This is a genomic window from Rhabdaerophilum sp. SD176 (assembly GCF_030143245.1).
Taxonomy (GTDB): domain Bacteria; phylum Pseudomonadota; class Alphaproteobacteria; order Rhizobiales; family Beijerinckiaceae; genus Rhabdaerophilum.
Window position 1 is genome coordinate 254,903 of the sequence record NZ_JARJNS010000002.1, and the last position, 20,305, is coordinate 275,207.

At 64.5% G+C, this 20,305-nt stretch carries 18 protein-coding genes and 1 pseudogene; 9 read left to right on the forward strand and 10 right to left on the reverse strand.

The window, feature by feature from the left end:
• Positions 1-25: 25 nt before the first annotated feature.
• A complete protein-coding gene (gene tkt, locus P0652_RS04980) occupies positions 26-2,014 on the reverse strand; it encodes a transketolase (protein WP_284177666.1) in 1,989 nt (662 codons plus the stop codon).
• Between the two features lie 164 nt (positions 2,015-2,178).
• On the opposite strand from tkt, the gene P0652_RS04985 reads away from it, so the two are divergent.
• Together P0652_RS04985 and P0652_RS04990 are read left to right on the forward strand one after the other, a co-directional pair.
• Positions 2,179-3,822 carry an acyl-CoA synthetase gene (locus P0652_RS04985; protein WP_284177667.1) on the forward strand — a complete coding sequence of 548 codons (1,644 nt, stop codon included), beginning with the start codon at positions 2,179-2,181 and terminating at the stop codon, positions 3,820-3,822.
• A gap of 277 nt (positions 3,823-4,099) precedes the next feature.
• Positions 4,100-4,324 (forward strand): hypothetical protein, encoded by a 225-nt coding sequence (locus P0652_RS04990; protein ID WP_284177668.1) that lies wholly within the window; start codon positions 4,100-4,102, stop codon positions 4,322-4,324.
• A gap of 116 nt (positions 4,325-4,440) precedes the next feature.
• On the opposite strand, the gene P0652_RS04995 is transcribed toward P0652_RS04990, so the two are convergent.
• On the reverse strand, positions 4,441-4,635 hold the full coding sequence (locus tag P0652_RS04995) for a YdcH family protein (RefSeq protein WP_284177669.1): 195 nt from the start codon (positions 4,633-4,635) through the stop codon (positions 4,441-4,443).
• Positions 4,636-4,851: 216 nt separating this feature from the next.
• Between P0652_RS04995 and P0652_RS05000 the strand changes: the two genes are divergently transcribed.
• The 5 genes and pseudogenes from P0652_RS05000 (at position 4,852) to P0652_RS05020 (ending at position 8,226) form a co-directional block, all read left to right on the forward strand.
• Complete coding sequence (locus P0652_RS05000) at positions 4,852-5,070, forward strand: YdcH family protein (RefSeq protein WP_284177670.1); 219 nt, start codon at positions 4,852-4,854, stop codon at positions 5,068-5,070.
• 126 nt (positions 5,071-5,196) lie between these two features.
• On the forward strand, positions 5,197-5,685 hold the full coding sequence (purE, locus tag P0652_RS05005; protein WP_284177671.1) for a 5-(carboxyamino)imidazole ribonucleotide mutase: 489 nt from the start codon (positions 5,197-5,199) through the stop codon (positions 5,683-5,685).
• 9 nt (positions 5,686-5,694) lie between these two features.
• The gene (locus P0652_RS05010; protein ID WP_284177672.1) at positions 5,695-6,771 is read left to right on the forward strand and encodes a 5-(carboxyamino)imidazole ribonucleotide synthase; all 1,077 of its coding nucleotides are present in this window, start codon (positions 5,695-5,697) and stop codon (positions 6,769-6,771) included.
• A 130-nt stretch (positions 6,772-6,901) separates the two neighbouring features.
• Positions 6,902-7,126, forward strand: a pseudogene (gene rpsU / locus P0652_RS05015) (30S ribosomal protein S21); the annotation flags it as partial.
• A gap of 215 nt (positions 7,127-7,341) precedes the next feature.
• On the forward strand, positions 7,342-8,226 hold the full coding sequence (locus P0652_RS05020; RefSeq protein ID WP_284178014.1) for a tetratricopeptide repeat protein: 885 nt from the start codon (positions 7,342-7,344) through the stop codon (positions 8,224-8,226).
• Here P0652_RS05020 and P0652_RS05025 read toward each other — a convergent pair.
• The 8 genes from P0652_RS05025 to P0652_RS05060 form a co-directional block, all read right to left on the reverse strand.
• Positions 8,209-8,709, reverse strand: coding sequence for a GNAT family N-acetyltransferase (locus P0652_RS05025; RefSeq protein ID WP_284177673.1), 501 nt, complete (start codon positions 8,707-8,709; stop codon positions 8,209-8,211). The two genes, P0652_RS05020 and P0652_RS05025, sit on opposite strands and share 18 nt — an antisense overlap.
• Positions 8,710-8,728: 19 nt before the next feature.
• On the reverse strand, positions 8,729-9,592 hold the full coding sequence (locus tag P0652_RS05030; protein WP_284177674.1) for an alpha/beta hydrolase: 864 nt from the start codon (positions 9,590-9,592) through the stop codon (positions 8,729-8,731).
• A gap of 106 nt (positions 9,593-9,698) precedes the next feature.
• Positions 9,699-11,102 (reverse strand): NAD(P)(+) transhydrogenase (Re/Si-specific) subunit beta, encoded by a 1,404-nt coding sequence (locus tag P0652_RS05035; RefSeq protein ID WP_284177675.1) that lies wholly within the window; start codon positions 11,100-11,102, stop codon positions 9,699-9,701.
• Positions 11,103-11,106: 4 nt separating this feature from the next.
• A complete protein-coding gene (locus tag P0652_RS05040; protein ID WP_284177676.1) occupies positions 11,107-11,556 on the reverse strand; it encodes a proton-translocating transhydrogenase family protein in 450 nt (149 codons plus the stop codon).
• 35 nt (positions 11,557-11,591) lie between these two features.
• Entirely contained in the window at positions 11,592-12,728 is a 1,137-nt protein-coding gene (locus P0652_RS05045) for a Re/Si-specific NAD(P)(+) transhydrogenase subunit alpha (RefSeq protein ID WP_284177677.1), read from the reverse strand.
• Positions 12,729-12,816: 88 nt separating this feature from the next.
• Positions 12,817-13,029, reverse strand: coding sequence for an aa3-type cytochrome c oxidase subunit IV (locus tag P0652_RS05050; RefSeq protein ID WP_284177678.1), 213 nt, complete (start codon positions 13,027-13,029; stop codon positions 12,817-12,819).
• A 112-nt stretch (positions 13,030-13,141) separates the two neighbouring features.
• Positions 13,142-14,515, reverse strand: coding sequence for an ABC1 kinase family protein (locus tag P0652_RS05055; protein WP_284177680.1), 1,374 nt, complete (start codon positions 14,513-14,515; stop codon positions 13,142-13,144).
• Between the two features lie 65 nt (positions 14,516-14,580).
• Complete coding sequence (locus P0652_RS05060; RefSeq protein WP_284177681.1) at positions 14,581-16,416, reverse strand: M3 family oligoendopeptidase; 1,836 nt, start codon at positions 16,414-16,416, stop codon at positions 14,581-14,583.
• Positions 16,417-16,614: 198 nt separating this feature from the next.
• On the opposite strand from P0652_RS05060, the gene P0652_RS05065 reads away from it, so the two are divergent.
• Entirely contained in the window at positions 16,615-18,111 is a 1,497-nt protein-coding gene (locus P0652_RS05065) for a sigma-54-dependent transcriptional regulator (RefSeq protein WP_284177682.1), read from the forward strand.
• A 110-nt stretch (positions 18,112-18,221) separates the two neighbouring features.
• Positions 18,222-20,186 (forward strand): L,D-transpeptidase family protein, encoded by a 1,965-nt coding sequence (locus P0652_RS05070; RefSeq protein WP_284177683.1) that lies wholly within the window; start codon positions 18,222-18,224, stop codon positions 20,184-20,186.
• The last annotated feature ends 119 nt before the right edge of the window (positions 20,187-20,305 follow it).

Consider the following 20,305-nt stretch of genomic DNA (forward strand, 5'->3'; position numbering starts at 1 on the left):
GGGAGACCTGAATATTGCCTGAAGCTCAGCGCTTCAATTTTGCCCTGGCGGCCAGAACGACGGCTTCTGCCGTGATACCAAAATGGTTGAACACCTTGCCAGCCGGGCCGGACGCGCCGAAGCCATCCATGCCGATGAAGGTCCCGTCGGGGCCGATCACGGCATCCCAGCCCTGGCGGACGGCCGCTTCGATCGCGATCTTCACCCTGGCGCGGCCGATCACATTGCGGCGATAGACTTCCGGCTGGGCCAGGAACCGGTCGAGGCAGGGCACGGAGACAACGCGGGCGAGAATGCCGGATTCCAGCAGCGTCTTGCGCGCCGAGACGGCCAAAGCGACTTCCGAGCCGGAAGCGAAGAGCGTCACCTCGGCACGGCCATCGGCGCCGATCAACTCGTAGGCGCCGAGGGCCGCGAGGTTCTTCGCTCCGGCATCCTGCCGGAGCTGCGGCAAGTTCTGGCGCGTCAGGGCCAGCACGGTCGGCGTCCGGGTGTTGGCCAGCGCGCATTCCCAGGCTTCTGCCGTCTCGATGAGATCGCAGGGGCGGAAGACATCGAGGTTCGGCATGGCGCGGAGCGAGGCGATGTGTTCGACCGGCTGATGCGTCGGGCCATCCTCGCCCACGCCGATGGAATCATGCGTGAAGACATAGACAACGCGCTGGTTCATCAGCGCCGAGAGCCGGATGGCCGGGCGGCAGTAATCGGCAAAGACGAGGAAGGTTCCACCGACCGGGATCGTGCCGCCATGCAGCGCCAGCCCGTTCATGGCCGCCGCCATGGCATGCTCGCGGATGCCGTAATGGACGAATTGCCCGCCAAAGCTGCCGGCCTTGATCGTGGCCATGGCCCTGGTTTTCGTGTTGTTCGAGCCGGTCAGGTCGGCCGAACCCGAGACGAGTTCGGGCAGGAGCGGCGTCAGCGCGTCGAGGACGATCTCGCCGGCCTTCCGCGTGGCCATTTCCTGCGGGTTGGCAAGGGCGGCGGCCTTGACCTGCCGGATCGCCTTGCCGAGCGTCTTCGGCAGGGCGCCCGCGGTGACGCGCAGGAATTCCTCGCGCGCCTTCGGCTTGGCCTTGCCGAGCCGCTCCTTCCAGGCAGCATGGGCGGCAGCGCCGCGCTTGCCGGTCTCCTTCCAGAGGGCATAGACCTCATCCGGAACGATGAAGGGCGCATGCGTCCAGCCGAGCTTGGCCTTGGCGGCCTCAAGCTCTCCGGCGTCGGTGATCGCGCCATGGGCGGTCGAGGTGCCGGCCTTGGTCGGGAAGCCGTAGCCGATCGTGGTCTTGCAGGCGATCAGCGTCGGCTTGTCCGAGGCCCGGGCCATGCTGATCGCGCCGGCAATCGCCTCGGGATCATGGCCGTCAATGGCGATGGTCGCCCAGCCCGAAGCGGCGAAACGCGCCAGCTGGTCAGTTGAATCGGTGATCGAGACCGGACCGTCAATCGAGATGCCGTTATCATCCCAGAGCACGATGAGGCGAGAGAGCTTCAGATGGCCGGCGAGGGTCAGCGCCTCCTGGCTGATGCCCTCCATCAGGCAGCCATCGCCTGCGAGCACATAGGTGTAATGATCGACGACCGACTTGCCGAAGCGGGCATTGAGCACACGCTCGGACAAGGCCATGCCGACGGCCGTGGCCAATCCCTGGCCCAGCGGACCGGTTGTCACCTCGACGCCGGCGAGATGGCCGAATTCGGGGTGGCCGGCGGTTTTCGAGCCGAGCTGCCGGAAGGCCCTCAGCTCTGCCATGCTGGCTTCCTTCACCCCGATCAGGTGAAGGAGCGAATAGACCAGCATGGAGCCATGCCCCGCGGAGAGCACGAAGCGGTCACGATCAGGCCAGGCGGGATCGGCCGGGTCGAAATTCAGGAAATCGCGGAAGAGCACCGTGGCGATATCGGCGGCGCCGAGTGGCAGGCCGGAATGGCCGGATTTGGCCGCTGCGACAGCATCCATCGAGAGGGCGCGAATGGCATTGGCCATCGCGTTGTGCTGGGCGCGGTTGATCATGGTCGTCCTTCGAAAACAAAACCGGAGGCTTTCGGCGCCCTCGTTATCAGGCAAAAGCGACGAGTCAATGCGTTCGCGCCGATTTCCGGGCGCGGCTTGTGCTTCCTCGGTCGCTGGGACAGGATCGGGGCAAGAAAGGCCCGATGAACGGGCAGGGAGCGTCAATGTCTGCAGAATCCTATGGCCGCGATCTCGACCGCCGCGTCGCGAATTTCCAGCCGCTCTCGCCGGTGACCTTTCTGGAACGCGCAGCGAAGGTCTTCCCTGACCATTCCGCCATCCTTCATGGCGGAATGCGCATCTCCTACGCCGAGTTCTGGCAGCGGGCCCGCCGGATGGCCTCGGCGTTGCAGCAGGCCGGTATCGGCAAGGGCGACACCGTGGCTGCCTTGCTGCCGAACATTCCGCTGATGCTCGACCTGCACTACGCCGTGCCGATGACCGGCGGCGTCCTGAACACGATCAACACGCGCCTCGACGCGCCGATGGTCCGGTTCATCCTCGAGCATGGCGAGGCCCGGATCGTCTTTGTCGATACGGAATTCTCGGCCCTGCTCCGGGATGCCCTGGCCGGGATGGCCGATCCGCCGCGCATCATCGAATTCCGTGATCCGGAATGGCGGGAGGACGGGCGCGAGATGGCGCCGCCCCGGCTGTTCGATGAGGATGCCGAGGCCTTCCGGAGCGCGGGCGATGCCGGGGCCCTGTTCCCGCGCCCGGCGGATGAATGGGACGCGATCACGCTCAATTATACGTCAGGGACAACGGGGAACCCCAAGGGCGTCGTCTATTCCCACCGCAGCGCCTATCTGATGTGCTTCGCCAACAGCCTTGCCACGGATATCGGGCGCCACCCGATCTACCTCTGGACGCTGCCGATGTTCCATTGCAATGGCTGGTGCTTTCCGTGGACACTCTCGGCCGTGATCGGCACGCATGTCTGCCTGCGGCATGTCCGCGCCCGCGCGATTTTCGAAGCAATCCGCAACCATGGCGTCACGCATCTTTGCGGTGCGCCGATCGTGATGTCGACGCTGCTCAACGCGAAGGAGGAGGAGAAGACCGCCTTCACCCACCGCGTGAAATTCATCACGGCTGCCGCCCCGCCGCCGGAATCGGTGCTTGCTGCCATGAAGGGCGCCGGTTTCGACGTGGTGCATGTCTATGGACTGACCGAAACCTATGGTCCGGCCGTGGTCAATGAATGGAAGTCGGAATGGGATGCGCTCCCCGAAGCGCGCCGTGCGCCGCTCATGGCGCGGCAGGGCGTGAATTATCCTGGCCTCGAGGACCTCACCGTACTCGACCCGGAGACGATGCAACCGGTTCCGGCCGATGGCCAGACACTGGGTGAGGTGATGTTCCGCGGGAACATTGTCATGAAGGGCTATCTCAAGAACCCGAAGGCCAGCGACGAGGCCTTCGAGGGCGGCTGGTTCCATTCCGGCGATCTCGCGGTGATGCATCCCGATGGCTATATCCAGCTCAAGGACCGGTCGAAGGACATCATCATTTCCGGGGGCGAGAACATCTCGTCGATCGAGGTGGAGGATGTGCTGTTCAAGCATCCGGCCGTGATGCTTGTGGCGGTGGTCGCGCGTCCGGACGAGAAATGGGGCGAGCATCCCTGCGCCTTCATCGAGTTGCGCCCGGGTGCCTCGACGGATGCCGCCACGATTATCGCTTTCGCGCGGGAGCATCTGGCGGCATTCAAGGCGCCGCGGACGGTGGTGTTCGGCGATCTGCCGAAGACCTCGACCGGCAAGGTCCAGAAATACATCCTCCGCGAGCGGGCACGGCAGCTCTGAGCGCCGGTTCGGGCCGGCATCGCCTGTGTGGCACGACCACGGCAAGGATGGCCGACCGGCGGCGGGCCGCTTCCTCCATGGGCGGGAATGCGGATTTTGCCAGAAATGGCGTTTCACGGCTGCGTGAAGCTGGTTCACAAAGCGCACCGCTTTCGTGAGCGAAACGACACCGGCTGTTGATTGGCCGGTGACAGCGGCAACGGACTACATTCGGGTCACTGAAAGGGCGCCGTCGATGCCTCAGGGGTCGGCGGGCTCTCAACAACAGGAGTTGACCATGAAGACCGTTCTTGCTGCCGCTTTTGCTGCCGCCACACTGTTTGCCGGTGCCGCCCAAGCCGCCGAAGCCACCCATGGCGGCGTGCAGGTCCGCTCGACCGCTGTCCAGCCGCCCGAGCAGGCCCAGAATACCGGCTTCGGTGGCCTCTCGGTCCAGCGCGAGGTTGGCCCGGGCAAAGTCGTGCCGACCAACGATCCGGCCCGCGGCGCTTACAACCGCTAAGTGCTGCTGCTGGTCCTGAAGGTCCAGACGGACCTGAAGGGCCACGCAAACATGCCGACCAATCGGGCGTCATCCCAGCGGGATGGCGCCCTTTTGCCGGGCCGGGATACGGCGTCTCAATGCAAGGATGGCGAGGGTCGTGGAGAACCGGTTCGAAGCCGGGAAATCTCGTCCTTGAGGACCAGCTTCTGGCGCTTCAGGGCGGCGATCCTCACCGTGTCCTTGTTGGGATGCGCCTGCTCATCAGCGATCTTTTTGTCGAGCGCCTGATGTTTGCGCTCCAGTTCGGCAATGTGTGCCGTCATCGACATGTGCAGAACCTCCGTTCCTGATGTCGGGGATCATCAGTCTGTCACAAAAGCAATCGTCCACAAGGGGGAATCGTGTGGCGTCGAAACGCTTCATGTCGGCTGTGGACAACGCCGTTAGCGGTGGGTTAACGAGTGTCGTGGTGCGGTGTGTTCCGCATCGGACGGGCCTTTTGAGGGCATCCGTTCCGTTCCCTGGTGTCGAGAGTGGAAAACCCCATGCGGATGCAGTTGTCGGACGAGGAGCGTCAGGCGCTGGAAGCGGAATGGCACAGGCTCCAGATCGAACATCGTGACCTTGATGCGGCGATCGCGGCTCTGGAATTGCTTGGAAGCTATGACCAACTGCAGATCCAGCGGCTCAAGAAGCGGAAACTGCAGCTGAGGGACCGCGTTTCGGCCATCTCCGACCGCCTGACGCCCGACATCATCGCCTGAGGTGTTTTTCCCGCCAGACGCACGATAGGGCTTGCCTTTGGCGGGCGTTCCTCCTATCGCGCTCAGCTTCGGGCCGCGAACGTGCCGGAATGGTGTGTTTCGACCGACCTCAGGGAGGGGCGGGACGTGAAGCCAGCCGTTGCCATCATCATGGGCAGCCAGTCGGACTGGCCGACCATGCGGCATGCTGCCGAAATTCTCGAATCCCTCGGCGTGGCCTATGAGGCCCGCATCGTTTCCGCCCATCGGACGCCGGACCGTCTGGTGGCTTTCGCGACGTCCGCCAAAGCCAAGGGTTTCAAGGTGATCATCGCGGGCGCCGGCGGAGCCGCGCACTTGCCGGGCATGACGGCGGCGATGACGTCCTTGCCCGTTCTCGGCGTTCCCGTGGAATCGAAAGCGCTTTCGGGGAAGGATTCGCTGCTTTCCATCGTCCAGATGCCGGGCGGCATTCCCGTCGGAACGTTGGCGATCGGCAAGCCGGGCGCGATCAATGCCGGGTTGATGGCGGCCGCCATCCTGGCCCTGACCGACGAGCCCCTCGCCGCGCGGCTGGAGGCCTGGCGCCGCAAGCAGACCGAATCCGTCGCCGAGTTTCCGGTCGACGGGGCCTGAGCGTCGGGCATGATCCTCGCGCCCGGTTCCACCATCGGCATTCTCGGCGGCGGCCAGCTCGGCCGGATGCTTGCGCTGGCTGCGGCGCGGCTTGGCCTCAGGACGCATATTCTCGCACCGGAGACGGACAGCCCCGCTTTTGACGTTGCCGCGGCGGCAACCGTTGCTGACTACACTGATCTCGATGCGCTCTCGCGGTTCGCAGCAGCGGTCGATGTCGTGACCTACGAATTCGAGAATGTCCCGGTCGAGAGCGTCCGCTTCCTCGAGCGGACCATGACGGTGCGGCCAGGGGCGCTTGCGCTCCAAGTGGCGCAGGACCGGCTGGCCGAGAAGCGGCTGGCGCAGTCCCTCGGTGCGCGCACCGCCGATTTCCACGAGGTCCAGAGTTTCGACGACCTGACGGCGGGCGTCGAGGCGATAGGCTTTCCCTCGATCCTCAAGACAACCCGGCTCGGTTACGACGGCAAGGGGCAGGCCAAGCTGCTCGGAGCGGCCGACCTCCAGCGCGCTTTCGCCATGCTGGATGGCGCTACTGGCATCCTCGAGGCTTTCGTGCCGTTTCGCTGCGAGGTTTCGGTGGTGGCGACGCGCGGCCGCGACGGCGCCTTCGCGGCCTTCGCGCCGACTGAAAACGAGCATCGGAACCATATCCTGCATCGGTCCTGCGTGCCGGCCGCCCTGACGCCGGCGGCCGCTGAGGATGCGATCCGGATCGCGCAGCGGATCGGCGAGGCGGTCGATTATGTCGGTACCTTCGCGGTCGAGTTCTTCGTGATCGAGACACCTGCCGGCGAGGGCGTCGTCGTCAACGAGATCGCGCCGCGCGTCCATAATTCAGGGCACTGGACGATGGATTGTGCCGTGACCTGCCAGTTCGAACAGCATATCCGCGCCGTGGCCGGCTGGCCCTTGGGCGAAACCGCAAGCCTTGGCCCGGCGGAGATGATCAACCTGGTCGGGCAGGATGCGGAAGGCTGGATGGATGCGCTGCGCGATCCGCGGGCGCGGCTTCACCTCTACGGCAAGCGCGAGATCCGCGAAGGCCGCAAGATGGGCCATGTCAACCGGCTGCTGAATCGATGAAGATCCTGTTTTTGTGGCATCCAGCATGTGCAGTGGTGGACAAGGCAGGCCAGCTTTGCTATAGGCGCCGCTTCCATTAGCCATACTTGTGGCTAGTCGCCCGAAAATGCACTCACAGATTGGAGCTACCGTGCAGGTTCTCGTCCGCGATAACAATGTTGATCAAGCTTTGCGCGCCCTGAAGAAGAAGATGCAGCGCGAGGGTATCTTCCGTGAGATGAAACTGCGCGGCCATTATGAAAAGCCGTCCGAGAAGAAGGCGCGCGAGAAGGCCGAGGCCGTCCGCCGCGCCCGCAAGCTGGCCCGCAAGAAGCTGCAGCGCGAAGGCCTTCTTCCGATGCCGGTCAAGAAGGTGAAGTGACCGCGGTTCGGTCGTCGGCAAGATCGGGAAAGCGCTCGGCAGAACGGGCGCTTTTTTCATTTTGGTTATCGTCTGGTAAGCTTGCGGCAATTTTTCGCTGCAATTGTCCCGCATCTCGACGTTCGACCCAACGCGGTCTTGGGGGACCGGCAAAGACAAAAGGCCGCATGAAGGGCCAAGAGGCAGGAGCCATGCACGAGGCAGTGATGATGAACGCTCAGATCAGCGCGACCGTAGCCCGATCCCGCGTCTGGCCTTCCCTGCGCATCGTGGTGCTTGCCGGGGCGCTGGCTGCCGCCCTTGCCGCTTGCGAGACCGTCGGCGGGATCAATCCGACCGGTATCGCCGAGGTGGATGATCCGCAGGGCCGTGAGGCGGCGCAGACCAATATTGCCTCGCTCTCGGATGTGATCCGCGCGAATCCCAATGATCCGCAGGCGCATAACACGCGCGGCGTCGCCTATGCCCGGTCGGGCCGGTTCCAGGAGGCGATCGCTGATTTCAACCGTGCGATCCAGCTCAATCCGAATTACGCAGCGGCCTATACCAACCGTGCGCTTGCCTTCCGCCAGATGGGCCGCAACGATGCCGCCCTGGCGGATTTCAACCGCGCTCTGACGGCAGACCCGAACTACCATCAGGCCTATCTCGGCCGTGGCAATCTCTACCGGGCGCAGGGTGCTGCCGGTGAGGCGATTGCCGATCTCGGCCGTGTGATCCAGCTCAACCCATCGGGCGCCGAGGCCTATCACGGGCGCGGCCTTGTCTATCAGGCGCAGGGCCAACACGGCCTCGCGATTGGCGATTTCGACGCCGCGATCGACCGCAACCCCTATGTGGCGCCGCCCTACCAGGCGCGTGGCCAGAGCCTGATCGCGACCGGCAAATACGAACAGGCACTCGAGGATTTCAATGCGGCGCTCAGCGTCGACAACCGGAACGCCGACAGCTGGGCCTTGCGTGGCATTGCCGAGGATAAACTCGGCAAGAAAAGCGAGGCGCAGGAAAGCTTCCAGCGCGCCCTTGCGCTTGACAGCCGCAATGCGATTGCCAAGCAGGGCCTTTCGGGCGCGCGGTCAGGCGGGCTCTTCTGAGGACGGGCGAATGAGCCGCTCCATCTCGATGGCGATGGGGCTGAAGCCGGCCCGTTCATAGGCTTTCAGCGCCAGCGCATTGCCCGGGACAACGCCAAGCGTCACGCGCGTAGCCCCTGTCTTGCGGGCGATCTCCTCGATCGCCTCCAGCAATGCCTGCCCATAGCCGCGGCCACGGGCCGATGCGCAAACGACCAGGTTCTCGACATAGATGCCCGGCGAGAACGCTTCCGGCAGGAAGGGCGGTGCTTCTGCATGCCGATAGGCTGAATAGCCGACAACCCGCCCTTCGACCTCCAAAACGATCTGGCCTCCCTCAAGCGCGGCCTTCGATGAATCGTCCTCGAAGCAGTCCATGGCGGCCTGGCGGTCGGTGCGGCGGCGAGCGCCCATCTCCGCCTCATGATTGTTCAGCTGGTCGATCAGTTCAATCACCGCCTCGCGGTCCTTGCTCGCAAGGGGGCGGATGACAGGGTTGTCCATCATTGGCTCCTGAATGACTTTATCGCAGGGGCGCGAGGAACTCTGACATATCCGGCCAGGGCCCGCGATCCAAGGGGACAACATGCCTTTGCCCGGGATAGAGCTTCCGGGTGACGAGGCCCGGGCGGCCAAGTGCGGCGAGTGCTTCCGAGTCGGAGAGGGGAATAAGGTCATCCTCTGTACCATGGAGGATCAGGACCGGCACCGTGACCTCGCGGATCCAGAGATCGGAGCGGAACTGGTCAACCAGCAGCCACGAAACGGGCAGCCATGGATAGGCCGCTTGCCCGCGCGCCATGACGGAGAGGTAGGGGCTGTCGAGCATCACGCCACGCACCGGGCGCTGCCGGGCGAGGTTCAGCGCAACGCCGGAGCCGAGGGATTCGCCGAACAGGACGATCCGGTCTGCCGGAACGCGCTTGCCCAGTTCGGTCAGGATAAGGGCGGCATCGGCATGCAGGTTCGCCTCCGTCGGCTGGCCCTCGCTGCCGCCGTAGCCCCGATAGGACATGGCGAGCAATCCGTCGCCGGTGGAGGTCATCAGGCCGAACCGCGTCGCCCGCCGCTGCAGCCCGTTCGCATTGCCGTGGAAGTAAAGATAGGTCAGGGCATCGGGCCGTTTCGGGGGGATGAACCAGCCGGTCAGGAGCGTCCCATCTGTGGCGCGGATCTCCAGCCGTTCAGCCTGGGGCAAGCCATGATCGGCGGGCGCGATCCAGCCCGGTGCAGGCCTGTAGAGGAAGCTGCGCTGGTTGAGTGCCATATAGGCGGCAGCGGTGAGATAGGCGCCGGCCGCGAGGGCCAGCAGGGTGAAAAGCCCTCTGCGGAGCCATATCCGCACAGGCGAGGCGGCGGGGCGAAGGGATGTCGAAACGGTATCCATGCCTGACGAGGTAAGTCAGGCTCCCGGCACGTCAAGGCAAAAAAAAAGAGCCGCGCACGGCGCGGCTCCTTCACATCGGCGTGGGGAAAGCCTCAATGAGCAAGCCTCAATGGGCGAGGCCCTTGACGATCTCCTCGGTGACCTTCTTGGCGTCGCCAAAGAGCATCATCGTGTTGTCCTTGAAGAACAGCTCGTTCTCGACACCGGCATAGCCCGACCCCATGCCGCGTTTGATGAAAAGCACGGTCTTGGCCTTCTCGACATCGAGAATCGGCATGCCGTAGATCGGCGATTGCGGATCGGTTTTCGCAGCGGGGTTGGTCACGTCATTCGCGCCGATGACGAAGGCAACATCCGCCTGCGCGAATTCGTTGTTGATGTCCTCGAGTTCGAAGACCTCATCATACGGCACATTGGCTTCGGCCAACAGGACGTTCATGTGGCCCGGCATGCGGCCTGCCACCGGATGGATGGCGTATTTGACCTCGACGCCTTCCTTCTTGAGCGTATCCGCCATCTCGCGCAGGGCGTGCTGCGCCTGGGCCTGCGCCATGCCGTAGCCCGGCACGATGATGACCTTGGAGGCATTCTTCATAATGAAGGCCGCATCGTCGGCCGAGCCCTGCTTGACCGGGCGAGTTTCCTTGGCACCGCCAGCCGCAGCCGCAGTATCCCCGCCGAAGCCGCCGAGGATCACCGAGATGAAGGAGCGGTTCATGCCCTTGCACATGATGTAGGACAGGATCGCGCCCGACGAGCCGACCAGCGCACCGGTGATGATCAGCGCGAGGTTGCCGAGCGTGAAGCCGATGCCGGCGGCCGCCCAGCCCGAATAGGAATTCAGCATCGAGACGACGACCGGCATATCCGCGCCGCCGATCGGGATGATCAGCAGCACGCCGAGGGCGAGGCTGAGCACAACCACGGCCCAGAAGCTGACGCGGCTTTCGGTCGAGATCAGGCCGATCAGGAAGAAGATGATCAGCAGGCCGAGCACAATGTTGATGACATGGCGCTGCGGCAGCATGATCGGCTTGCCGCTCATCCGGCCGTCCAGCTTAAGGAAGGCGATGATCGAGCCGGTGAAGGTGATCGCGCCGATCGCAACGCCGAGAGCCATTTCAAAGAGCGAGGCCGCCTTGATCTGGCCGATCGTGCCGATACCGAAGGCCTGCGGCGCATAGAGCGCGGCAGCGGCGACGCAGACAGCGGCAAGGCCGACCAGCGCGTGGAAGAAGGCCACGAGCTGCGGCATCTTCGTCATCTCGACGCGCTTGGCCATCACGGCGCCAATCCCGCCGCCGATGCCGAGGCCGAGAATGGTCAGCAGCCAACCGGAGAGACCGGCCGGCGGCGAGAGGAGCAAAGTCGTCAGGCCGGCAATGCCCATCCCGGCCATGCCGAAGAAATTGCCCTGGCGCGAGGTGGAGGGGTGCGACAGGCCGCGCAGGGCGAGGATGAAGAGAACCCCCGAGGCCAGGTACAGAAGGTTGGCGATATTCGCGCTCATCGACTCAGCCCTTCTTCTTGTACATGGCCAGCATGCGCTGGGTGACGAGGAACCCGCCGAAAATGTTCACGCTGGCGAGGACCAGGCCGAGGAAGCCGAAACCGCGGGCAGCTGTCGTGCCTTCCGAAAGCAGCGGAACCCCGACCGATAGCAGGGCGCCGACAACGATGACCGAGGAGATCGCATTGGTGACCGACATCAGCGGGGTGTGGAGCGCCGGCGTGACCGACCAGACCACGTAATAGCCGACAAAGATCGCCAGCACGAAGATCGCGAAGCGGAAAACCGTCGGGTCGATGGCGCCGCCTGTGGCCGCGGCTGCCGCAGCGCCGCCGGCATCGGCAAGTTTCTCTGCCGCGGCGAGCGCGGCCTGCGCCTTGGCGAGGGCGGCATCGGCCGCCGCCTGGGCCGCCTTGGCCTGTTCAATGAGTTGCTGGGCTGACTGCGTGGACATGACCGCCTCCTCCGGCGTTGGGCTGAGGGTCCGAATCAGGCCTTGGGGGCGAAGATCGGGTGGACGAGGGCACCGTCCTTCGTCAGGCAGGTTGCCTTGACGAGTTCGTCGTCCCAGTTGATGGCGAGCTTTCCTTCCTTCTTGTCGACCATCGTGTCGAGGAAGGAGAGCAGGTTGCGGGCGTAAAGCGCCGAGGCGCTGGGCGCGAGGCGCCCGGGCGTGTTCGACCAGGCGATGATCCGGACTCCGTTATGGTCGGACACCTTGTCCGCCACGGAGAGTTCGCAATTGCCGCCGCGCTCGACGGCCAGATCGACGACGACCGAGCCCGGCCGCATCGATTCGACCATCGCCTTCGAAACGAGGCGCGGGGCCGGCCGGCCGGGGATCAGCGCGGTGGTGATAACAACATCCTGCTTGGCGATATGCTCGGCCACCAGGGCGGCCTGCTTGGCCTGGTATTCGGCGGACATCGGCTTGGCATAACCGGCTGCCGTCTCGGCCTGCTTGAATTCGTCATCCTCGACGGCAATGAATTTCGCGCCGAGCGACAGCACCTGCTCCTTTGCCGCGGGGCGCACATCGGTCGCGGTGACAACCGCACCGAGCCGGCGCGCGGTGGCGATGGCCTGAAGGCCCGCCACGCCGGCGCCCATGACGAAGACCTTCGCAGCCGGGATCGTGCCGGCTGCCGTCATCATCATCGGGAAGGCACGCCCATAGATCTCGCAGGCATCGAGCACTGAACGGTATCCGGCAAGGTTGGCCTGCGACGAGAGAACGTCCATGACCTGCGCGCGGGTGATGCGCGGCATGAGTTCCATCGAGAAACTGGCCACGCCCTTGTTGGCGAAGGGCTGGATGGCCTCGCCATTGCCATAGGGATCCATGATGGCGAGCAGCACCGCGCCGGATTTCATCTTGCCGGCCAGCTCGCCCTTCGGACGGCGCACGGCGAGGATAATATCGGCATCCTTGAGCGCGTCATTCGCGTTCTTGGCGAGCGTGGCACCGGCAGCCTCGAAGGCCGAATCGGGGATGGACGACGCCGTGCCGGCGCCCTTTTCCACCACGACCTGGCCACCGAAGGCCTTCATCTTGCCGATGGTTTCCGGGGTCACCGCAACGCGTGGTTCGCCGGCCTTGGATTCGTCCAGAACTGCAATGCGCATTCCGTTACCCGTCCTTCGGTTTGGGAAAGGGCTGTTCCCTGGAACCAGGCCGCGAGAGAGGCGGCCCGGCGATGCAGGGATCAGGCGATCAGAAGAACTTCACCACGATCGCGATCAGCGCAACCGTTACCGCGAGGAAGAAGATCCACGAAATCGTGCCCGTGGCCGCGCCGGCCAGCAGCGTCAGGACCAGCGAGACAACCGTGCCCCATTTCACCAGGCTGGCGAAGAGACCGAAGGTTTTCTCGTGTTCGGCATAGTCCATCGCCGGGACATCGTGGTGATGCGGATCAGCTGCCATCTTTTCCCCCGAAAGCGGTTGTCGAGTTTGTTGCCTGCAATTGTTGGCCTCTAGCGGAACTCGGCCGGCTTCGCAATTGTTTCCATGGGTTTCGTGGCGGGCTTTGCGGGGATCAACCGGCGGGCATCCGGTCGAGACCCACCCTGCCGAACGCGTCAGCCTGCCGTGCTGCAACGGTATCGACGCTGAAACCGTCGATCTCGGTGTTGAACAGCCGGTAGAAGTTCAGTTCCGCATCGAGATGCAGGAACACGCCGCCGAGCCCGATCGCGGCTCGGTCCATGAAGACGAATTCGCGGGGAATGGTGACGGGGCCCTTGGCCTTGAGCTCCTGATGCACGCGGGCTGCCTCGTTCCGGCCATAGGCACCGGGCGAGATGCCGTCGGCAATCGTGCGGGTACGGTCATCGAGCAGCGGGCCATAGATGAAGCGGGCCCAGATCGTCAGGACGTCGATCAGTTCCTTCTTGAGGTTGCGGAAGCCCCAGGTCTCGTAGGCATGGACCATGCGGGCCTGGTCATCCTCGAGGATGCCCTTGTAAAGATCGACCACGGCACCGACGAATGTCGGCGTGAACAGACGGATGCAGCCGTAATCGAGCAGGTTGATCCCGCCGGGTACGCCGTCGCCATCACGGAAGACGGTGTAGTTGCCCAGATGCGGATCGCCATGGATGACGCCGAAATGGCTGAACGGGTGCCACCATGCCTTGAACATGGCCGTGCCGAGCCGATTGCGGGTTTCCTTGTCGGCTTCCTTGAAGTTCAGGATCTTTTCGCCCTGGAGCCAGCCCATGGTGAGCAGGCGCCGCGTCGAGAGCGGTTCGATGATCGACGGCACGCGGATCAGCGGTTCGTCAGCCAGCATATGTGCGTAGAGCTGGGCATGGCGTGCTTCGCGGCCGTAATCGAGTTCCTCGCGGATGCGGGCGCCGATCTCGACCTTGATCTCGCTCGTGTCGACGGCGCGATCCATCTGCCGGTGCAGGGAGAAGAGCAGGTTGAGCTGGTTGAGATCCGCCTCGACCGCCGATTCCATGTCGGGATATTGCAGCTTGCAGGCGAGGGGGGTGCCGTCCGGCAAGGTCGCCCGGTGGACCTGCCCGAGTGAGGCTGCCGCGGCGGGCTCTTTCTCAAAACTGCCGAAACGGGAAAGCCAGTCGGGGCCAAGTTCGGCGGCCATCCGGCGGCGCACGAACACATAGGACATGGGCGGCGCCTCGGACTGGAGCTGCCGGAGTTCCTCGGCATATTCGGCCGGAATTGCTTCCGGGATCGTAGCCAGAAGCTGGGCGACCTTCATCAGCGGGCCCTTCAGGCCACCAAGGGCGCGGGTCAACGCTGCGGCATTGCGTCGGTCGGCCTCGCTCGACCGGCCCGTCAGCAGCGAGCCGGCGATGCGGGCGGCAACGCCGCCCATATTGGCGCCGACGCGGGCATAGCGGGTGGCGCGGGCGGAGAATCGGTTCTGTTCGGAATCGCTCATCCGGTGGATATGGGGCTCGACCGGGCTTTTGTTGAGTCCCCGGGGCGGCCCTGCGCTGTCAGGCCTCAGGCCTCCATGCCCTCGAGCTCGATGATCATGCCCTCGATCACCGAAAGCCCGATCTGCCAGAAGGCGGGGTCGCGCGCATCGAGGCCGAAGGGTGCGAGCACTTCGGAATGATGCTTCGTACCACCGGCCGAGAGCAGGGCGAAATAGTGATCCACGAATTTCGGATCGGCTTTCTGGTAGACGCCGTAGAGCGAATTCACGAGGCAATCGCCGAAGGCATAGGCATAGACGTAGAACGGCGAATGGACGAAATGCGGGATGTAGCTCCAGTAGACCTCGTAACCTTCCGAGAGGCGGATCGAGGGGCCGAGGCTGCCGGCCTGCACGCTCATCCAGATCTCGTTGATCGCCTCTGCGGTCAGTTCACCGTTCCGCCGTTCGGTGTGGAGTTTCCGCTCGAAGGTGTAGAAGGCGATCTGCCGGACGACTGTGTTGATCATGTCCTCGACCTTGCCGGCCAGCAGTGCCTTGCGGGCAGCCGGTTCCTTGGTGCGGTCGAGCAGGCGGCGGAAGGTCAGCATTTCGCCGAAGACCGAGGCGGTTTCAGCCAGGGTCAGCGGCGTCGGCGCCATCAGGGCGCCGTTCCCGCCGGCCAGGACCTGATGCACGCCATGGCCGAGTTCATGGGCCAGCGTCATGACATCCCGCGGTTTGCCGAGATAGTTCAGCAGCACGTAAGGGTGGGCCGAGGGCACAGTGGGATGGGCGAAGGCGCCCGGTGACTTGCCGGGCCGGCTCGGGGCATCGATCCAGCCCTCGTCGAAGAAGCGCCGGGCGATATCGGCCATTTTCGGCGAGAAATCGCCATAGGCATCGAGGACCAGCGCCCGCGCTTCCTTCCAGCCGATTGTCGCCTGCGGGACTTTCGGTAGCGGCGCGTTACGATCCCAGAATTCCAGCTTGTCCTTGCCGAACCAGCGCGCCTTCAGCGCGTAATAGCGATGCGAGAGGCGCGGATAGGCCGCCTCGATCGCGGCGACCATGGCATCTACCACCTCGCGCTCGACGCGATTCGCAAGATGGCGGCTGTCGGCGACATCGGTGAAGCCGCGCCAGCGATCCGAGATTTCCTTGTCCTTGGCCAGGGTGTTGGTGATCAACGCGAACAGACGGGCATTGGCCGCCAGCGTCTTCGAGATCGCCATGGCAGCACTGCGGCGCTTGTTCTCGTCCGGATCCTGCATCCGCGTCAGGGTCGGTTCCAGCGTCAGGCTTTCGCCGTCGATCTCGAAGCGCAGGGTGGCGAGCGTCTCGTCGAAGAGGCGGTTCCAGGCGCCGCGTCCCGTCGTCGATTTCTCGTGGAAGAGCTGCTCGATCCGGTCCTCGAGCTGGAAGGGCTTGTCCTTGCGCAGGTCGGTCAGCCAGGGCGCGAAATGATCCAGCGGCGGCTGGGCCATCAGGCGGTCGACAAGCGCATCATCCAGCTGGTTCAATTCGAGCTGGAAGAACAGCAGATCGCTCGAGGCCGCGGTGACCTTCTCCTGCGTGTCGCCGTAGAACTTGCCATGGGCGGGCTTGGTCGTGTCACCGGCATAGATCAACCCGGCATAGGACATGATCCGCCCCATCCGGTCCTCGATGGCCTCGTAAGTGCGAATCACCTCGCAGAGCGCCGCAGCGCCATCCGGCCGTGCGGCGAGGCCGGCCAGCTGGCCTTTGTAGTGAGCGGCAAAGGCGGCGCATTCGCTGGCCATGGCCTCGAGATCGGCCAGGAATTCCGGCGAGGTCATGCCGGGATAGAGATGATCGAGCGTCCAGACCGGCAGATCGCCGAGTTCGACGCCGCCGGAAGCGGTGCTGGCAAGGACGGGATGCGGGGCGCGTTCGATCATGATGGGTCCAGATGCAGGGCCGGCTCCGGCGGGATGACGGGGCCGCTTCGGCATCATCCATGGCCCAAGCCGGCCGGGCTTTCAATCGGGTCGGTTTCTTCTCGTCAGGATTTACAACCTGTTTACGCGGCTCAGCGACACTGCCTCGAAACGAGACACCACCCCGTCATTGCGGGTGGCAACGCAGAAATGATGTCGATGAGTGCAATTATCCTGGTTGTCGATGACGATCCCGTCCAGCGCCGCCTGCTGTCGGAGATGGTCAAGCGTTCCGGCTACACGGCAGAGGTCTGCGACAACGGTGCCGACGCATTGAAGCGCGTGCAGGATCGCAGCCTCGCGCCTGTCGACGCAATGGTGCTCGACCTCGTGATGCCGGAACTCGACGGCATGGCCGTGCTGGAGCGGCTGGCCCAGATGGAGGCCCGGCCGCCGGTCGTCGTGCAGACAGCGCATGGCTCGATCGAGACCGTGATCAGCGCGATGCGGGCCGGAGCCATCGATTTCGTCGTCAAACCGGTGGGTGCCGAGCGCCTGCAGGTCTCGCTGACGAATGCCCTGCGCGTCGATGCGCTGGAAGGGGAGGTGCGCCGGCTCGCCAAGCGGGCCAATGGCGCGCTGGCCTTCACCGACCTTACTTCGGCTTCGGCCGACATGGCGCGCGCGGTCCGCCTCGGCGAGCGCGCCGCGAAATCGGGCATTCCGGTGCTGCTGGAAGGCGAATCAGGCGTTGGCAAGGAAGTCTTTGCCCGGGCGCTGCAGGGTGCGTCGGACCGGCGCGGCAGGCCCTTTGTCACGGTGAATTGCGGGGCCATTCCGGCCAATCTCGTCGAGAGCATCCTGTTCGGCCATGAGAAGGGGGCCTTTACCGGCGCGACCGAACGGCACGCCGGCAAGTTCGTTGAGGCCAATGGCGGCACGCTCTTCCTCGACGAGGTCAGCGAATTGCCGCTGGAGGCGCAGGTGAAGCTCCTTCGCGCAATTCAGGAAGGCGAAGTCGATCCGGTTGGCGGGCGCAAGACCGTGAAGGTGGATATCCGCCTCGTCTCCGCGACCAACCGCGACCTGATCGAGGCCGTCCGCCAGGGGCGGTTCCGCGAGGATCTCTATTACCGCCTGAACGTATTCCCGATCTCGATTCCGCCCCTGCGCAACCGGCGCGAGGATATTCCGGCACTTGCACGGCGATTCCTGGCCCGGTTCTCGGCCGAGGAAGGCCGGCCGATCCGCGCCATTTCCGAGGAGGCCATGGCTTTGCTCTCGCGGTTCGACTGGCCGGGCAATGTACGCCAGCTGGAAAACGCGATGTTCCGCGCGGTCATTCTCTGCGAGGGCGACACGCTCACCCTCACCGATTTCCCGCAGGTGGCGCAGGCTGTCGAGGGCTATTCGGTCGAGATTCCGCCGCTTGCCACCGCGCCGCTGATGCCGGCCCGGCCGGAGCGCGAGATTGTCCGCGTCGAGATCAAGGATCCGAGCGCGCTGACCCTGCTCGACCAGACCGGCGATGTCCGCCCGCTCGACCAGGTCGAGGGCGACACGATCCGCTTCGCGCTTGAGCATTATCGCGGCCAGATGTCGAAAGTGGCACGCAAGCTCGGGATCGGGCGGTCGACCCTTTATCGCAAGTTGAAGGATCTCGGTATCGAGACCGAGGATTCCGAGGAAGGTATGGAGGATAGCCGCGTCGCATAAATGTCGCGGCCATCCGTTTTTCCGAGAACCGACCCGGTTTGTGCGCCAGCGCACTTGACGGAAACCGGAATTCACGAGAGCAAGATTCGCATCGTCGAGGGGCCAAAGACGTGATTGCACAGAAGGTTAACGGATCCTCAAAGTGTCGCACCGCCCCGCTGGCGCTGGCCTCCGCGCTGGCTCTGATGGCGCTGGTGGCGCCCGTTTCTGCGCAAGGCGACGAAACCCGCCCCGCACCGGCCGAGGCGATCATCGAGAAGGAGGCTTCGGCGCTGCTGCGGCTGGACCTGCCGCCTGTTCCCGATGTGACGCTCCAGGTCGATGCCGTTGAAACCCCTTCCCGTGCGGCCGAGGCCGACATCACCCTGCCTGCGGCGCCCGAAATTGAACTTTCCGAGGATCTCCGCGCTCCCGCTGCTCCCGTTCAGCAGGCCGAAACGCCGGTGCCGAAACTCGACCTGCCGGAACCGCCGACAGTCACTGTCGCGGTCGATCTGCCCCCGCCGCCCCGACTGGTGCTGCCGGCCGACGAGGCCGCGATCCGTGCCGCGCTGGAGCCCGCCCGGACCCGGTACCGGTTCAAGGCTACCGAGATGGATGCGCTGGCCGGTTTCTATGCCGCCCGGGATTTCCGCCCGGTCTGGCTTGAAGCCCGATCGGACGGTGCCTTCGTGCAGTCGCGCGTGGCGACCCTGTCCAAGCTTGCCGCCGATGCCGAGCAGGAAGGGCTTGATGCCGTCCGGCTGCTTTCGGCGCTGCCTGTCCGGACCAACGGGATCATTCCGGCGGAGCGGCTGATCGAGACGGATCTCGCCATCAGCGTCGCGGCGTTTCTTTATGCCCGGGATGCCCGTGGCGGGCGGATCGAGCCCTCGCGGCTTTCCGGCATGCTGACGCCGGAACTGACCCTGCCGAACCCGGCCGAATTGCTGGCCTCGATCACCGATCAGCCGGCGGATAAACTCACGGCGTTGCTGCACAGCTATCATCCGCGCCATGCCGGCTACCGTGCCCTGCGGGCAGAACTGATGAAGTTGCGCGAGGAGATGTCCGCACCGATCCTCACCGGCTCCGTAGCCGGGCTGGCCGGCGCGCCGCAGCCGGTCGCGGCGGGCCTGCCGCCCAAATGGCTCGAAGGCCCGGCGCTGGCCTTCGGCAAGCCTGATCCGCGCGTGCTGCATCTGCGCAGCCGGCTCGGCCTGCCGGCCGAAGGTGGCGAGGTCTATGATGCGGAATTGCGCAAGGCTGTGGAAGCCTTCCAGCGTGTGAATGGACTCACGCCGAACGGGCGCATTACGCCGAAAACGCGCGCCGCGCTCGAGAATCCCCAGACGCCGGTTACCGAATCCGAGCGCAAGCCCGACAAGCAGGTTCTGGCCAACACCATCATCGCAAATATGGAACGCTGGCGCTGGCTGCCGGTCGAACTCGGCGAATTCCATGTTTTCGTGAATGTGCCCGATTTCAAGCTCCAGATCGTCCAGGACGGCCGGAGCGTGCACGAGACGCGCGTCATTGTCGGCAAGCCGCAGACACAGACGCCGGTTTTCTCGGACGAGATGGAGCATCTCATCGTCAATCCGTCCTGGGGTGTGCCGCCGTCGATCCTGAAGAAGGAATTCCTGCCCAAGCTGGCCACTGATCCGGATTATGCGACCCGGCGCGGCTTCGAGGTGGTCCGGCGCGGCAATTCGATCTCGATCCGGCAGCCGCCGGGTGAGAAGAACGCGCTCGGCTTCGTCAAGTTCATGTTCCCGAACAACCATTCGGTCTATCTGCATGACACGCCGAACCGCTCCTTGTTCGGCAATGATTTCCGTGCCTTCAGCCACGGCTGCGTCCGTGTTGACAAGCCCTTCGCCTTTGCCGAGAAACTGCTCTCGACGAGCCTTGGCTATTCGGAAGGCTATCTCCGCGGGATGATCGGCCGGGGCGAGCGTATGGTCCGCCTGCCGCGCAGGATCCCCGTGCATCTGAGCTATTTCACGGTTTTCGTGGATGCCGAGGGCAAGCTCCAGGAGCGGCGCGATCTCTACGGCCATGACGCGCGGGTGCGCTCGGCGCTCCAGCTCTGATTTCCTCCAATCTTGTCATCCCTTTCGCCTGCCTGTATCACCGGGCAAGCTTGAGGCTGTGAGCATTTTTTCGCCATGGTTGTCCGGCAAAGCGAAGGATCGGCATCTCAGTCAGGGGG

Coding starts and splice junctions, on each gene's coding strand:
- tkt (WP_284177666.1), bottom strand. CDS start 2,014: ATGATCAACCGCGCCCAGCACAACGCGATGGCCAATGCCATTCGCGCC.
- P0652_RS04985 (WP_284177667.1), top strand. CDS start 2,179: ATGTCTGCAGAATCCTATGGCCGCGATCTCGACCGCCGCGTCGCGAAT.
- P0652_RS04990 (WP_284177668.1), top strand. CDS start 4,100: ATGAAGACCGTTCTTGCTGCCGCTTTTGCTGCCGCCACACTGTTTGCC.
- P0652_RS04995 (WP_284177669.1), bottom strand. CDS start 4,635: ATGTCGATGACGGCACACATTGCCGAACTGGAGCGCAAACATCAGGCG.
- P0652_RS05000 (WP_284177670.1), top strand. CDS start 4,852: ATGCGGATGCAGTTGTCGGACGAGGAGCGTCAGGCGCTGGAAGCGGAA.
- P0652_RS05010 (WP_284177672.1), top strand. CDS start 5,695: ATGATCCTCGCGCCCGGTTCCACCATCGGCATTCTCGGCGGCGGCCAG.
- P0652_RS05020 (WP_284178014.1), top strand. CDS start 7,342: ATGAACGCTCAGATCAGCGCGACCGTAGCCCGATCCCGCGTCTGGCCT.
- P0652_RS05025 (WP_284177673.1), bottom strand. CDS start 8,709: ATGGACAACCCTGTCATCCGCCCCCTTGCGAGCAAGGACCGCGAGGCG.
- P0652_RS05030 (WP_284177674.1), bottom strand. CDS start 9,592: ATGGATACCGTTTCGACATCCCTTCGCCCCGCCGCCTCGCCTGTGCGG.
- P0652_RS05035 (WP_284177675.1), bottom strand. CDS start 11,102: ATGAGCGCGAATATCGCCAACCTTCTGTACCTGGCCTCGGGGGTTCTC.
- P0652_RS05040 (WP_284177676.1), bottom strand. CDS start 11,556: ATGTCCACGCAGTCAGCCCAGCAACTCATTGAACAGGCCAAGGCGGCC.
- P0652_RS05045 (WP_284177677.1), bottom strand. CDS start 12,728: ATGCGCATTGCAGTTCTGGACGAATCCAAGGCCGGCGAACCACGCGTT.
- P0652_RS05050 (WP_284177678.1), bottom strand. CDS start 13,029: ATGGCAGCTGATCCGCATCACCACGATGTCCCGGCGATGGACTATGCC.
- P0652_RS05055 (WP_284177680.1), bottom strand. CDS start 14,515: ATGAGCGATTCCGAACAGAACCGATTCTCCGCCCGCGCCACCCGCTAT.
- P0652_RS05060 (WP_284177681.1), bottom strand. CDS start 16,416: ATGATCGAACGCGCCCCGCATCCCGTCCTTGCCAGCACCGCTTCCGGC.
- P0652_RS05065 (WP_284177682.1), top strand. CDS start 16,615: ATGAGTGCAATTATCCTGGTTGTCGATGACGATCCCGTCCAGCGCCGC.